This window comes from Streptomyces sp. NPDC048278 (assembly GCF_040652195.1).
Classification (GTDB): Bacteria; Actinomycetota; Actinomycetes; order Streptomycetales; family Streptomycetaceae; genus Streptomyces.
In genome coordinates, this window is sequence record NZ_JBEZLP010000002.1 from 446,313 (window position 1) to 459,764 (window position 13,452).

General features: G+C 71.5%; 12 protein-coding genes. 6 read left to right on the forward strand and 6 right to left on the reverse strand.

From position 1 onward, the window contains the following. The first annotated feature begins 7 nt into the window (after nucleotides 1-7). From AB0D74_RS05550 to AB0D74_RS05565, 4 genes are all read left to right on the forward strand, one after another. Complete coding sequence (locus AB0D74_RS05550) at nucleotides 8-1,537, forward strand: bifunctional glycosyltransferase family 2/GtrA family protein (protein WP_362580824.1); 1,530 nt, start codon at nucleotides 8-10, stop codon at nucleotides 1,535-1,537. Then, nucleotides 1,534-3,840, forward strand: a complete 2,307-nt coding sequence (locus AB0D74_RS05555) for a glycosyltransferase family 39 protein (RefSeq protein WP_362580825.1) — start codon at nucleotides 1,534-1,536, stop codon at nucleotides 3,838-3,840. The genes AB0D74_RS05550 and AB0D74_RS05555 overlap by 4 nt, the downstream gene beginning before the upstream one ends. Nucleotides 3,841-3,961: 121 nt before the next feature. Beyond that, the gene (locus AB0D74_RS05560) at nucleotides 3,962-5,344 is read left to right on the forward strand and encodes an MFS transporter (RefSeq protein WP_362580827.1); all 1,383 of its coding nucleotides are present in this window, start codon (nucleotides 3,962-3,964) and stop codon (nucleotides 5,342-5,344) included. 154 nt (nucleotides 5,345-5,498) lie between these two features. Continuing rightward, the gene (locus AB0D74_RS05565; RefSeq protein ID WP_362580829.1) at nucleotides 5,499-6,233 is read left to right on the forward strand and encodes a TetR/AcrR family transcriptional regulator; all 735 of its coding nucleotides are present in this window, start codon (nucleotides 5,499-5,501) and stop codon (nucleotides 6,231-6,233) included. A gap of 150 nt (nucleotides 6,234-6,383) precedes the next feature. On the opposite strand, the gene AB0D74_RS05570 is transcribed toward AB0D74_RS05565, so the two are convergent. The 4 genes from AB0D74_RS05570 to AB0D74_RS05585 form a co-directional block, all read right to left on the reverse strand. Beyond that, the gene (locus tag AB0D74_RS05570) at nucleotides 6,384-6,857 is read right to left on the reverse strand and encodes a PPOX class F420-dependent oxidoreductase (protein WP_351485599.1); all 474 of its coding nucleotides are present in this window, start codon (nucleotides 6,855-6,857) and stop codon (nucleotides 6,384-6,386) included. Between the two features lie 54 nt (nucleotides 6,858-6,911). Continuing rightward, on the reverse strand, nucleotides 6,912-7,733 hold the full coding sequence (locus AB0D74_RS05575; RefSeq protein WP_362580831.1) for a YceI family protein: 822 nt from the start codon (nucleotides 7,731-7,733) through the stop codon (nucleotides 6,912-6,914). A 130-nt stretch (nucleotides 7,734-7,863) separates the two neighbouring features. After that, nucleotides 7,864-10,467 carry an MFS transporter gene (locus tag AB0D74_RS05580; RefSeq protein WP_362580833.1) on the reverse strand — a complete coding sequence of 868 codons (2,604 nt, stop codon included), beginning with the start codon at nucleotides 10,465-10,467 and terminating at the stop codon, nucleotides 7,864-7,866. A 19-nt stretch (nucleotides 10,468-10,486) separates the two neighbouring features. Beyond that, entirely contained in the window at nucleotides 10,487-11,074 is a 588-nt protein-coding gene (locus AB0D74_RS05585; RefSeq protein ID WP_362580834.1) for a MarR family transcriptional regulator, read from the reverse strand. A gap of 205 nt (nucleotides 11,075-11,279) precedes the next feature. Between AB0D74_RS05585 and AB0D74_RS05590 the strand changes: the two genes are divergently transcribed. Next, nucleotides 11,280-11,483 carry a hypothetical protein gene (locus AB0D74_RS05590; protein WP_362580836.1) on the forward strand — a complete coding sequence of 68 codons (204 nt, stop codon included), beginning with the start codon at nucleotides 11,280-11,282 and terminating at the stop codon, nucleotides 11,481-11,483. A 104-nt stretch (nucleotides 11,484-11,587) separates the two neighbouring features. On the opposite strand, the gene AB0D74_RS05595 is transcribed toward AB0D74_RS05590, so the two are convergent. Beyond that, complete coding sequence (locus tag AB0D74_RS05595; protein ID WP_362580838.1) at nucleotides 11,588-11,830, reverse strand: hypothetical protein; 243 nt, start codon at nucleotides 11,828-11,830, stop codon at nucleotides 11,588-11,590. Between the two features lie 22 nt (nucleotides 11,831-11,852). On the opposite strand from AB0D74_RS05595, the gene AB0D74_RS05600 reads away from it, so the two are divergent. Then, nucleotides 11,853-12,206 (forward strand): hypothetical protein, encoded by a 354-nt coding sequence (locus AB0D74_RS05600; RefSeq protein ID WP_362580840.1) that lies wholly within the window; start codon nucleotides 11,853-11,855, stop codon nucleotides 12,204-12,206. A gap of 289 nt (nucleotides 12,207-12,495) precedes the next feature. Here the strand turns inward: AB0D74_RS05600 and AB0D74_RS05605 are convergent, their stop codons facing one another. After that, on the reverse strand, nucleotides 12,496-13,422 hold the full coding sequence (locus AB0D74_RS05605; RefSeq protein WP_362580842.1) for an RNA polymerase sigma factor SigF: 927 nt from the start codon (nucleotides 13,420-13,422) through the stop codon (nucleotides 12,496-12,498). Nucleotides 13,423-13,452 lie beyond the last annotated feature (30 nt).

The following is a 13,452-nucleotide window of genomic DNA, read 5'->3' on the forward strand; positions in this document are numbered from 1 at the left end:
CGATGCCATGCGAACCGACTCTTCTCCCGGCACCCTGCCGGCGCGGGAGCACCTCCCGGCCGGTAACGCCGGTACGCCTGTCCTGGACGTAGTGATCCCCGTCTACAACGAGGAGAAGGACCTCGGCCCATGCGTCCTCAGACTGCATGACCACCTCAAGCGAACGTTCCCGTACGCGTACCGCATCACCATCGCGGACAACGCGTCCACGGACACCACGCCCCAGGTGGCCAAGCAGCTGGAGGCGGAGATCGCCGAGGTCAAGTCGTTCCGGCTGGAGCAGAAGGGCCGCGGCCGGGCGCTGCGGACCGTCTGGTCGGCCTCGGACGCGCCGATCCTCGCGTACATGGACGTGGACCTGTCGACCGACCTGAACGCGCTGCTGCCGCTGGTGGCGCCGCTCATCTCCGGCCACTCCGACCTGGCGATCGGTTCCCGGCTGGCCCGCTCGTCGCGCGTGGTGCGCGGCGCCAAGCGGGAGTTCATCAGCCGCTCGTACAACCTGATCCTGCGCGGCTCGCTGCAGGCCCGCTTCTCGGACGCGCAGTGCGGCTTCAAGGCGATCCGGCGCGATGTCGCGCAGGTGCTGCTGCCGATGGTCGAGGACACCGGCTGGTTCTTCGACACCGAGATGCTGGTGATCGCCGAGCGGGCCGGGCTCCGGATCCACGAGGTGCCCGTCGACTGGGTCGACGACCCGAACTCGACCGTGCACATCGTGAAGACGGCCACCGAGGACCTCAAGGGCGTGTGGCGGGTCGGCAAGGCGCTGGCCACCGGTTCGCTGCCGCTGGACCGCATCACCCGCCCCTTCGGTGACGACCCGCGCGACCGCGACATCCAGGACGTGCCGAAGGGCCTGGCCCAGCAGCTCGTCGGGTTCTGCGTGGTCGGCGGCCTGTCGACCCTCTTCTACCTGGTCCTCTACAGCCTCTTCCGGGAGTTCTCCGGCTCGCAGGTCGCCAACGCGCTCGCGCTGCTGGTGTCGGCGGTGGCGAACACGGCCGCCAACCGGCGCCTCACCTTCGGGGTGCGCGGCCGGGGCGGGGCGGTCCGGCACCAGGCGCAGGGCCTGGTCGTCTTCGGCATCGGCCTCGCGCTGACCAGTGGCTCCCTCGCCGCCCTGAACGCGGCGAGCAGCGACCCGGCGCACTCCACCGAGCTGGCGGTGCTGATCGCCGCCAACCTCGCGGCGACCGTGCTGCGCTTCCTGCTCTTCCGCGCCTGGGTCTTCCCGGACCGCGACGGCACCGACAGCGGCACCGGTACAGGTACCGGCCGGCAGGAGTCGACGGTGGTGGCTCAGCACAACCCGTCGTCCGCGACGTACACGACCGGCGGATACCAGCAGTACCAGCAGCCGTACCAGCCGCAGGGCCCGCTCCCGCAGCGCCCGGCGCACCAGCCGTACGCCCCGAACGGCACCACGACCACCCAGTTCCGCGCCGGTGAAGCCGCGGACGGCACCTGGAGGGACAGCACCATGCAGTTGCAGCCGGTGCGCCCCCACGACACCGAGCCGGGGGACCCCCGATGAGTACCGACACCGACCACGCGGCCCAGTGGGGCCCGCCCCCGACCGCGCCCCCCACGGCTCCCCCGCAGCCGCAGCACGCACCGGACGCACCGGCAGCACCGGACGCCGCCGTGACGGCACCGGCTCCCGGGGCCGGTGAGCCGAAGCAGCCGTTCGTACGGAGACTGTGGCGCGGCCGGCCCGAGGACCCCCGCTGGGTGCGCCCGGCCTTCTTCGGCCTGCTGCTCGCCACCGCGGTGCTGTACTTCTACAACCTGAGCGTCAACGGCTACTCCAACTCCTTCTACTCGGCCGCCGTCCAGGCCGGCACCAAGAGCTGGAAGGCGATGTTCTTCGGCTCGCTGGACGCGGGCAACGCGATCACCGTCGACAAGCCCTCGGCGTTCATGTGGCCGATGGAGATCGCGGCCCGGATCTTCGGTCTGAACTCCTGGACGATCCTCGGCCCCGAGGTCCTCATGGGCGTCGGTACGGTCGCGGTCGTCTACGCCTCCGTGCGCCGCCGGTTCAGCCCCGCGGCCGGCCTGATCGCGGGCGCCGTGCTCGCGCTCACCCCCGTCGCGGCGCTGATGTTCCGGTTCAACAACCCGGACGCCATGCTGGCCCTGCTGATGGCGCTGGCCTGCTACTTCGTGGTCCGGGCCGTCGAGGACGGGCGGACGAAGTGGCTGGTGTGGGCGGGTGTGGCGATCGGCTTCGCCTTCCTCGCCAAGACGCTCCAGGCGTTCCTGATCCTGCCGGCGCTGGCGTTCGTGTACGCGGCCGTCGGCCCGCACAAGCTCAAGAAGCGGATCGGGCAGCTGGCCCTGGCGACGGTCGCGCTGGTCGTCGCCGGCGGCTGGTGGGTCGCGATCGTCGAGTTGTGGCCGGCCTCCTCCCGCCCCTACATCGGCGGCTCCCAGGACAACAGCTTCCTGTCGCTGACCTTCGGCTACAACGGCCTCGGCCGCATCAGCGGCGACGAGACCGGCAGCGTCGGCGGCGGTGGCGGCGGCACGGGCTCGGGCCAGTGGGGCGAGACCGGCTGGGACCGGATGTTCAACTCCGAGATCGGCAGCCAGATCTCCTGGCTGATCCCGGCCGCGCTGATCCTTCTCGTCGCCGGTCTGGTGGCGACCCGCAAGCTGCAGCGGACCTCGGTGACCCGGGCCTCGTTCCTGGTCTGGGGCGGCTCGCTGCTGATCACCATGATCGTGTTCAGCTACATGGCGGGCATCTTCCACCAGTACTACACGGTCGCCCTCGCCCCCTACATCGCCGCCGTGGTCGGCATGGGCGCGGGACTGCTGTGGGAGAAGCGCGCCGAGCTGTGGGCGTCGATCACCCTCGCCGCCGCCGTGGTCTCGGCCGCGGTCTGGGGCTACGTCCTCCTCAACCGCACCTCCACCTACCTGCCCTGGCTGAAGTACCTGGTCCTGATCGGCGGTCTGGCCGCCGCGCTCGGCCTGGTCTTCGCGGGCCGGATCTCGCGGCAGCTCGCCCTCGGCGCGGCTGCGGTCGGCCTGCTGGCCGCGCTGGCGGGCCCGACGGCGTTCACCCTCTCCACGGTGAACTCCGCGCACACCGGCTCCATCCCGACGGCCGGTCCGGCGGGCGCGAGCATGATGGGCTTCGGCGGCGGTGGCGGTCCCGGCGGCGGCCGGGGCGGCTTCGGCGGCGGCACCGGCGGTGGCGGCTTCGGCCAGAACCAGCAGGGCGGCAACGGCACCACGCAGGGCCAGGGCCAGGGTCAAGGCCAGGGCCAGAACGGCACCGGCGGCTTCCCGGGCGGCGGCACCGGTGGTACCGGCGGCTTCGGTGGCGGTATGCCGGGTCAGAACCAGCAGGGCGGCAACGGCACCACGCAGAACGGCACCGGCGGCTTCCCGGGCGGTACCCGGACGGGCGAGACCGGTGGCATGGGCGGCGGTATGGGCGGTGGCGTCGGCGGTCTGCTGAACGGCGCGACCGTCTCCTCCGAGGCCAAGGCACTGCTGCAGAAGAACTCCTCCCAGTACACCTGGGTCGCGGCGGCCATCGGCGCCCAGAACGCGGCGAGCTACCAGCTCTCCACCGGCGACGCGGTGATGGCGATCGGCGGCTTCAACGGCACCGACCCGTCCCCGACGCTGGCCCAGTTCGAGAAGTACGTGGCGGAAGGCAAGATCCACTACTTCATCTCCTCCGGCACCGGAGGCGGCATGGGCGGCAGCAGCAGCGGCACGTCCTCGCAGATCAGCTCGTGGGTCGAGAAGAACTTCAAGAAGGTGACGGTGGGTTCGTCCACCTTCTACGACCTCACGCAGAAGTCGAGCAGCAGCTGACGGGCCCCTGAGCGGCAGGCGAAGGGCGGTGACCTCCTCGGTCACCGCCCTTCGGCGTGCCCCGCGCTGCCCGGGGAAATCGCGTTGTACGCCGTATAGTGACTGTTCTACGGTGTACAGCATGACTTCTCAGGGCCACCCCCAGCGCTGGCTGATCCTCGGTGTGATCTGTCTGGCGCAGCTCACCGTGCTGCTCGACAACACCGTCCTCAACGTGGCCATCCCCTCCCTCACCCGGGAACTGCACGCGGCGACCGCCGACATCCAGTGGATGATCAACGCGTACTCACTCGTCCAGTCCGGCCTGCTGCTCACCGCGGGCAGCGCGGCCGACCGCTACGGCCGCAAGAAGATGCTGATCGCGGGCCTGGTCCTGTTCGGCGCCGGTTCGCTGGCCGCGGGCCTGGCGGGCACCACCGGCCAACTGGTCGCGGCGCGGGCCGGCATGGGCGTGGGCGGCGCGCTGCTGCTGACGACGACCCTGGCCGTGGCGATGCAGATCTTCACCCCCGACGAGCAGCCCAGGGCCATCGGCATCTGGAGCGCCGTCAACGCGCTGGGCTTCGCCGCCGGTCCGCTGATCGGCGGGTTCATGCTCAACCACTTCTGGTGGGGCGCGATCTTCCTGATCAACCTCCCGGTGGCGGCGCTGGCCCTGGTCGCCGTCATCGCCCTGGTCCCCGAGTCCAGGAACCCGCAGGGCGACCGCCCCGACCTGCTCGGCGCGCTGCTCTCCACGGTCGGCATGGCCGCGCTGGTCTTCGCGATCATCTCCGGCCCGGAGCACGGCTGGACGTCGGCGCGGGTGCTGGGCACGGGTGCCGTGGCGGTACTGGCGCTGAGCCTCTTCGGGTACTGGGAGAGCCGGATCCCCTACCCCATGCTCGACCCGCACTTCTTCCGGGACCGCCGCTTCACGGGTGCGGTCGCTGGCGCGGTCCTCATCACCTTCGGCATGGGCGGCGCGCTGTTCCTGCTCACCCAGCACCTGCAACTCGTGCTCGGCTACGGCGCGTTGGAGGCAGGCCTGCGGACGGCGCCGCTCGCGCTGACGGTCGTCGCCCTCAACTTCAGCGGCCTGTCGGCCAGGTGGGCGACGCGGCTGGGCACACCGGTCGCGATCGCGCTCGGCATGCTGCTGATGTCGCTGGGCCTGGTCTCCATCGCCGTACTGGACGCGAGCGGTTACGGTGGCACGCTGCTCGGGCTGCTGCTGATCGGGGCGGGGTGCGCGATCGCCAACCCGGCGATGGCGCACGCCATCATGGGCGCGATTCCTCCGGAGAAGGCCGGGGTGGGGGCCGGGATCAACGGCACGCTGGCGGAGTTCGGGAACGGGTTGGGGGTGGCCGTGCTCGGAGCCGTCCTGAGCTCTTCGGTGGCGTCGGGGAGGTCGTTGTCGGCGGGGCTGGGGGCGGGGCAACTGGTGGGGGCGGCTGCGGTGGTCGCCGGGGGGTTCGTGGCTGCGGGGCTTCTCAGGAAGGCGGAGAAGAATGTCGCCTGAGGGGGTGCGGGTACCTGTCCATCGGCGGGTGCGGGCTCATTGTGGCTGGTCGCGCCCACGCGGCGGAGCCGCATATCGGACACAGTCCCGCGCCCCTGAAGGGGCGCAGGAGCTCTAGCATTTTGAGAAGTGACCGTGGAGGAGGGTGTCGCTTATGGCGCGGGCCAGTGTGTGGCTGGAGGAGAAGGCCGGTAAGGGCGGGCGTAGCGGGCAGCCGTCGGGGCTGGACCGGGCCAGGATCACCTCCGTCACCGTGCGGCTCCTCGATGCCGACGGGCTCGACAGGTTCTCCATGCGGCGGCTGGCGGCCGAGCTGAAGGTGACCGCCATGTCCGTGTACTGGTACGTCGACACCAAGGACGACCTGCTCGAACTCGCCCTGGACGCGGCCTTCGGCGAACTGGCGCTGCCCGACGCCGCCGCCGGCGACTGGCGGGAGCAGTTGCGGGCGCTGGCCACCGGGTACCGCGCTCTGCTGGTCCGCCACCCCTGGCTCTCCCCGCTGGCCGGTCGCTACCTCAACATCGGCCCGCACTCGCTCGCGTTCTCCCGGGTGGTCCAGCAGGTGGTCCGCCGCGCCGGCCTGCCCGCCCACGGCGTGACCGGCGCGATCTCGGCCGTCTTCCAGTTCGTCTACGGCTACGGCACGATCGAGGGCCACTTCGCCGAACGCGTGGCGGCGGCGGGCATGACCCAGGACGAGTACTTCAACACCGCGATGAACGCGGTGACCGAGACCCCGGCGACGGCACAGATCATCGAGGAGTCCCGGGACCTCATGGCGGCGAGGGGCGGCGACACCGTCGCCGAGATGCTGGACAGGGACTTCACGTTCGCCCTGGACCTGCTGGTCGCCGGCATCGAGGCGATGGTGGACAAGGGCGCGTGACCGGCTGCGGGTGCGTGGGGGCCGGTCGCGCAGTTCCCCGCGCCCCTGACGGGCGCTCCGGCGGCACCCCTTGTCTTTTGGGGGCGCGGGGAACTGCGCGGGCAACCACGCACGACCCGCAGCCGCGCACCGAGCCGCGCCCCCGCCCCACTACGCGTCCGGCGAAGCCAGTCGCGCCGGGAAGCCCCCGGTGGCCACCGGCCCCCACTTCTCCGGTGTCACCCGGATGATGGACTTGCCCTGCTTCACCATCGCCGCCCGGTACTCGTCCCAGTCCGGGTGCTCCCCGGCGATGTTGCGGTAGTACTCCACCAGCGGCTCCACCGACTCGGGGGAGTCGATCACCTCGGCGCGTCCGTCCACCTGCACCCAGGGCCCGTTCCAGTCGTCGCTCAGGACGAGCAGGCTGACCCGCTCGTCCCGCTTGGCGTTGCGCGTCTTGGCCCGTTCGGGGTACGTGGAGACGACGATGCGCCCGGAGTCGTCGACCCCGCAGGTCAGCGGCGACCCCTGCGGGCTGCCGTCGGCGCGCCGGGTGAGCAGGATCGCGCGGTGGCGGGGTCGTACGAAGTCCAGCAGTTCGTCGAGGGAGACGGCGGTGTTCGTCGCGATGTTCGGTGCCATGGCGTCAGCCTAGGGGCGCGAGGCTCGCTCAGCCTGTCCCTGCGAGGCTCAGGTTCACGCCTGGGGCAGGGACTCGCCCTGGACGGCCTGGATCTCCAGCTCGATCTTGAGGGTGGTGCCGATGGCGGCGATACCGGCTTGGACGACCTGGTTGTAGTTCATGGCGAAGTCCTCGCGGTGCAGCTCCGTCGTCGCGCGGAACGCGGCGCGCGTGCCGCCCCACGGGTCGGCGCCGGTGCCGAGGTAGGAGAGGGCGAGGTCGACCGGTCGTACGACACCGTGCAGGGAGAGCTCGCCGTGCACCGTCCAGCGGTCGGAGCCGGCCGCCGTCAGGCCCGTCGAGGTGTAGGTGATCTCGGGGTGGCGTTCGACGTCGAGGAAGTCGGCGGAACGCAGGTGGGTGTCGCGCATGCCGTTGCCTGTGTCGATGGAGTCGGCCCGGATGACCGCGTGGACACGGGACTTGGTGACGTCGTCGGGGGCGATCTCGATCCCCACGGCGAAGTCCGTGAACCGGCCGCGGACGCTGGAGATGCCCAGGTGCTGGGCGACCGCGCCCACGGTGGAGTGCGCGGGGTCCACCGTCCAGGGGCCCGGCGGGGGCAGTTCGGTGCCGCCCTGGCGCGCCAGCGTCACCGTGCCGACCTCGGCCCGGCCGCTCGCGGTGACGATGGCGCTGGAGGCGGCGGGCGCGTAGCCCAGGGCCGTGACGATGACGGTGTACGCCCCCGGCGCGAGCGGGTTCGGGTCGCGCACCGTGCCCTCGTCGTCGGCCTCGGCGCGCAGCACCTGGCTGCCCGTCATGTCGGTCACCGTGACGACCGCGTGCGACACGGCCCATCCGTCCCGGGTGCGGATCCTCGCGGTCAGTCCCATCCCGTTTCTCCCTGCAAACACTCGAACAGTCATGTGGTCATACGGTCAAACGATTACAAATTGGCCTCATGGAACCGGCCCGCGGCGGGCGCCTCCTTGTGGGCGCGCCCGCCACGGGCCGGAGTGCAAACTACTCGCCCGGGTGGGAGAGCTCGATGTCGTGGCCGTCGACACCGGCACCGGTGACGTTCAGGGCGGTGGCGACCGGCGGGTAGCCCGTCGCGATCACCGTGTAGTCACCGCCGTCCAGGTCGGCGAAGGCGTACGCGCCGTCCAGGCCGGTGGTGGACGTGCCGACCACGTTGCCCGCCGCGTCCACCAGGGTCACGCGGGCGTCGGCCAGCGGGCCGTGCGGGGCCCGTACGACACCCTGGAGCTGGGCGCCGGCGTCCAGGTCGACCTCGATCCGGGTGACCCCGGTGCCGCCGATCTCGACCGGCAGGGCGCGGGGCCGGTACCCGGCCGCGTTCACCGCGACCGTGACGACGCCCGGCACCAGTTCGCCGAACCGGAAGTCGCCCTGCTCACCGGTGGCCGCGGTGGCCAGCAGGTCGCCGCGCACGTCGGTGACGATGACCATCGCGTCCTTGACCGGGAGCGCGCTCCCGGCGCCGCGGACGACGCCGCTCAGGCCGCTGGTGCCGCTCAGCAGGATGTCGTAGGGCACCGGCTCCTCGCCCACCACGACCGTGGCGGCCTGCGGCTGGTAGCCGTCGGCGGAGGCGATCAGCACGTACGAGCCCGCACCGGGCGCGTCCAGCAGGTAGGAACCGTCGAAGCCCGCGACCGCGCGGCCCAGCTGGCGGCCGGAGAGCGAGATCAGGGTGACCGCGGCGTGCGCGACCGGGGCGCTCTCGGCACCGCGCACGTAGCCGTGCACCGGGGTCGACCCGGAGCCCGCCGACTGCTCGGGACCGGCGATGGTGGCCACGGCGGTGAACCGCCCGGCGGTCTCCGGGGCGACCGCGGTCTCCGCGGTGCCGTTCACGACCGGGACGGCCCAGCCGGGAACCTGCTGCTCCTCGCCGGGAGCACCGACGGGAGCACCGACGGAGGCGCCGACGGGAGCCGGGACCGGAGCAGTGACGGGGGCGGGCGCCGTCTCCGGGCTTTCCGCGTTCCCGCCCTCGGCGGCCTGGGCCAGTCCGCCCTTGGTCCGCAGCGGGACCTCCTTGATGAACAGGCTGATCAGGAACGCGAGGGCCGCGAGGCCGCCGGCGATCAGGAAGACGTCCGCGATGGCGTGACCGTAGGCGCTCTCCACGAGGGTGCGCACCGGCTTCGGGTACGTGCCCAGGTCCGGGATGCTGTCCGTGGACGAGCTGGAACCGGTAAGGGCCGCCTGGTACTTGGGGGAGAGGGAGGCGATGCCGTCCGTGATGTAGTGCGTGATCCGGTTGGCCATCACCGCGCCCAGCGCCGAGACGCCGACCGCACCGCCGAGGGACCGGAAGAAGGTGACCGTGGAGCTGGCCGAGCCGAGGTCGGACGGGGCGACCTGGTTCTGCGTGCAGAGCACCAGGTTCTGCATCATCATGCCGATGCCGAGGCCCATCAGCGCCATGAAGATCGACATCTTCCAGTACGCCGTGTCGTAGCGGATGGTGCCGAGCAGGCCGAGGCCCGCCGTCACCAGCACGCCACCGCTGACCAGCCACGCCTTCCAGCGTCCTGTGCGGGTGATGAACTGCCCCGAGACGGTGGAGGAGATGAACAGGCCGCCGATCATCGGGATGGTCAGCACACCGGACATCGTCGGGGACTTGTCGCGGGCCAGCTGGAAGTACTGGCTGAAGAACACCGTGCCGGTGAACATCGCGACACCGACGAACAGCGAGGCCAGCGAGGCCAGGGTGATGGTGCGGTTGCGGAACAGCCGCAGCGGGATGATGGGTTCCGCGGCCTTCGACTCGACCAGGACGAAGATCAGGCCGAGGACGATCGAACCGCCGACCATCGCGCCCGTCTGCCAGGAGATCCAGTCGTACTTGTCACCGGCGAAGGTGACCCAGAGCAGCAGCACGGAGACGGCGGCGGCGACGAAGAACGCGCCGGCCCAGTCGACCTTGACGTCCCGCTTCACGACCGGCAGGTGCAGGGTCTTCTGGAGCACGATCAGCGCGATGACGGCGAACGGGACGCCGACGTAGAAGCACCAGCGCCAGCCCAGCCACGAGGTGTCGGTGATGACACCGCCGAGCAGCGGGCCGCCGACGGTGGCGACGGCGAAGGTCGCGCCCAGGTAGCCGGAGTAACGGCCGCGCTCGCGCGGCGAGATCATCGCGGCCATGACGATCTGGGCGAGCGCCGAGAGACCGCCGACGCCGACGCCCTGCACGACACGGCAGGCGATCAGCATGCCGGGGTTCTGCGACAGACCGGCGACCATGGAGCCCGCGACATAGATGACCAGGGCTATCTGGACGAGCGCCTTCTTGCTGTACAGGTCGGAGAGCTTGCCCCACAGCGGGGTGGTGGCCGTCATGGCCAGCAGCGAGGCGGTGACGACCCAGGTGTAGGCGGACTGGCCGCCGCCGAGGTCGCCGATGATGTGCGGCAGGGCGTTGGTGACGATCGTCGACGACAGGATCGCCACGAACATGCCGAGCAGCAGCCCGGTGAGGGCTTCCATGATCTGCCGGTGGGACATCGGGGCCTGCTCGGCGGAGCTGACGGCGCCGCCTCCCCCGTGCTTCGCGTGGGCCCGCACACCGGCTGGTGTGGTCGTTGCCATGGGCTTCCTTTTCTACGTCTTAAGCGGGTGTACGGGTGGTCGTCGGTTCGAGTACGGGCGTGGGGGCGCGGGCGGCGGAGGTGACCGTGACCTTGTCCGTGGCCTCCGCCGTGGCCTTCGGCGTGCCCGTCGGGGCGGGTGCCGTGCCGACGGCGGGCCGGGCGTGCGGGCCGGTGGCCCGGCAGTCGCCGAAGCTGTCCCGGAGCCGGGTCATCAGCCGGATCAGCTGGTCGACCTCCTCGTCGCTCCAGTCGCCGAGCCGCTCGGCGAGCAGCTCGGTGCTGCGCCGGGACAGGTCCACCAGGGTCGCCTCCCCCGCGGGGGTGAGGTGCAGGATGCGGGAGCGCTTGTCCGCCGGGTCGGGGGAGCGCTCGATCCAGCCGCGCTCGGCGACGTGCGCCACGTGCCGGCTGGTCACGGACATGTCCACGGCGAGCAGCTCGGCGAGCTTGCTCATGCGCATGGAGCCGTGGCGGCCGAGCAGCGTCAGCACCGCGGCCGAGCCGGTCGGGCACTCGGGCGGCAGAATGCGGCCCAGGTCCCGCTTCACGGCTCCGACGGCGCTGAGCTGACGTGCCAGCTCCTCGAACTGCGCCTGCTCCGCCATCCCGCACACCTCCTCATGACCGTATTCGTTGCTTGGGGCAACCATAGAACTGCTTGGTTGCCACAGGCAAATAAATCGGCGAGGGTGGGTATAAAAACTTGGCAAAGACAAGTATTGCGAACGTAAACACGCAGGTGGGACGAGTCGGATGCGCGGGAGGCCCCCCACTTGGGCCGGACCCCCGGATTCGCTAGTGTCTCGGGCCATGGCTAACACCCAGGGCCCCCAGGGCAACTACGACCCCGCCGGCAGCACCCAGATGTTCCGCGCGTTCGTCGACGAGGCCCCGCAGACTCCTCAGCAGACGGCGACCACCTACTCCTCCTCCGGCCCGCGCCTCGGCCTGATCCTCGGCATCGTCGCCGCGGTGGTCGTGGTGGCGGCGGTGGCCTGGCTCGCGCTCATGTAGCTCGTGCCGCTCACGCAGCCCGTGCGGCTCGTGCCGCTCGTGCAGGAGGGCTGACGGTACGGCGAAGCGGACCCGGGGTCGTGTGCCCCGGGCTTTCGTCGTGCTCAGCTCCAGTCGACGGTCACGACCCGGGTCTCGACGTGCATGCCGAGCGGCACCCGCCAGTCGTCCACACAGACCGTCCAGGTGCCGACCTTGCGGGAGCCGGGCGCGACCGGGACCGGCAGGGGCTCCGTCGAGGTGACCGTCGACCAGTCGATGCCCAGCAGGTCGACGATGTGGGTGCCGAGCGTGACCGTGCCGGAACGGGCCGCCGTCCCACCGGAGTTGGCGAAGGCGACGGTCACCTTCTCGCACCAGCGCCGGTCCGTGGCCTCGCGGGTGGGGGTGCTCCAGGTGAGGGCGGCGGGCGAGGGCGCGGCCGAAGAGGTGCCCGGCTGTGGTGAGTTCGGCGCCGTCGGGTCGCCGTGCGGTGGCCGGGCGCCGTCGGGGCGGGACGGGGACGGCGCGGCCGACCGGGGTGAAGCCGACGGACCGGCAACGGAGCTGGCCGTGCCGGTCGTGCCCGGCGATCCGGCGGACCCGGATGCCGCACCGCCGGTCGACCCGCCGGCCGTGCCGCTCCGTGTCCCCTTCGCGCCGTCCAGCGGGACCAGCGTCACCGACCCCGTCGGCCGTGCCGACGTGCTCGCCTCGGCGCCCGCGGCGCCCACCGCCGTATAGCCGCCGGTGCCGGCGCCCGCGCACGCCGTGAGTGCCGAGGCCAGGCAGGCGGCGACCGCCGAGGCCGCGGTGACGGTGCCCCACCGGCCGCCCGACGCCCTGCGTCGACGCGTCGGGTCGGCCGCCGGTACCACGGGGGCGTCGGCCCGGCGGCCACTCGGTGTTCTCGGCGTCCCTGCCGGCCTCGCCGTCCCTGCTGTCGTCGCTGTCCTACGGATCTGCGTCCTGCGGAGAGGCATCGCGCCAGTGTGGCTGACACTCCGTCAGTAAGGAACCCGTAGGCGCGACTTCAGTCCGAGATCAGGCCCTCGCGGAGCTGGGCCAGGGTGCGGGTCAGCAGGCGGGAGACGTGCATCTGGGAGATGCCGACCTCCTCGCCGATCTGGGACTGGGTCATGTTCGCGAAGAAGCGGAGCATGATGATCCGGCGCTCGCGGGGCGGGAGCTTGGCGAGGAGCGGCTTGAGCGACTCGCGGTACTCGACGCCCTCCAGGGCCGTGTCCTCGTAGCCGAGGCGGTCGGCCAGGGAGCCCTCGCCGCCGTCGTCCTCGGGGGCCGGGGAGTCGAGGGAGGAGGCGGTGTACGCGTTGCCGACGGCGAGGCCGTCGACCACGTCCTCCTCGGAGACGCCCAGGACGGCCGCCAACTCCGTCACCGTCGGCGAGCGGTCCAGCTTCTGGGAGAGCTCGTCGCTGGCCTTGGTGAGGGCCAGGCGCAGCTCCTGGAGGCGGCGCGGGACGCGGACCGACCAGGAGGTGTCGCGGAAGAACCGCTTGATCTCGCCGACCACGGTCGGCATCGCGAACGTGGGGAACTCCACGCCCCGTTCGCAGTCGAAGCGGTCGATCGCCTTGATCAGGCCGATGGTGCCGACCTGGACGATGTCCTCCATCGGCTCGTTGCGGCTGCGGAAGCGGGCTGCCGCGTAGCGCACGAGGGGGAGGTTGAGTTCGATCAGGGTGTCCCGGACGTAGGCGCGCTCGGGGCTGTCCTCTTCGAGTGCGGCAAGGCGCAGGAACAGGGAGCGGGACAGGGTGCGGGTGTCGAGGCTCTCGGAGACGGCCGGAAGCTCCTGAGCCGGCGGAGCCTCCAGCGCCGGAGCGCCGTCGATGGCGCCTTCGACGCTGTCGAGCACGTCGATGGCGTCGAGCTCCTTGGGCGCTGCCTCGCTTTTCGTGGGCATGAGCACCTTCGAGCTGCCCTGGTCTGCGGACATGCCACCCCCTTTGGGTCGCGGGACGGTCGC

What these genes read in the sequence shown, in the direction of transcription:
- AB0D74_RS05550 (WP_362580824.1), top strand. Translation starts at nt 8, where the DNA reads ATGCGAACCGACTCTTCTCCCGGCACCCTGCCGGCGCGGGAGCACCTC.
- AB0D74_RS05555 (WP_362580825.1), top strand. Translation starts at nt 1,534, where the DNA reads ATGAGTACCGACACCGACCACGCGGCCCAGTGGGGCCCGCCCCCGACC.
- AB0D74_RS05560 (WP_362580827.1), top strand. Translation starts at nt 3,962, where the DNA reads ATGACTTCTCAGGGCCACCCCCAGCGCTGGCTGATCCTCGGTGTGATC.
- AB0D74_RS05565 (WP_362580829.1), top strand. Translation starts at nt 5,499, where the DNA reads ATGGCGCGGGCCAGTGTGTGGCTGGAGGAGAAGGCCGGTAAGGGCGGG.
- AB0D74_RS05570 (WP_351485599.1), bottom strand. Translation starts at nt 6,857, where the DNA reads ATGGCACCGAACATCGCGACGAACACCGCCGTCTCCCTCGACGAACTG.
- AB0D74_RS05575 (WP_362580831.1), bottom strand. Translation starts at nt 7,733, where the DNA reads ATGGGACTGACCGCGAGGATCCGCACCCGGGACGGATGGGCCGTGTCG.
- AB0D74_RS05580 (WP_362580833.1), bottom strand. Translation starts at nt 10,467, where the DNA reads ATGGCAACGACCACACCAGCCGGTGTGCGGGCCCACGCGAAGCACGGG.
- AB0D74_RS05585 (WP_362580834.1), bottom strand. Translation starts at nt 11,074, where the DNA reads ATGGCGGAGCAGGCGCAGTTCGAGGAGCTGGCACGTCAGCTCAGCGCC.
- AB0D74_RS05590 (WP_362580836.1), top strand. Translation starts at nt 11,280, where the DNA reads ATGGCTAACACCCAGGGCCCCCAGGGCAACTACGACCCCGCCGGCAGC.
- AB0D74_RS05605 (WP_362580842.1), bottom strand. Translation starts at nt 13,422, where the DNA reads ATGTCCGCAGACCAGGGCAGCTCGAAGGTGCTCATGCCCACGAAAAGC.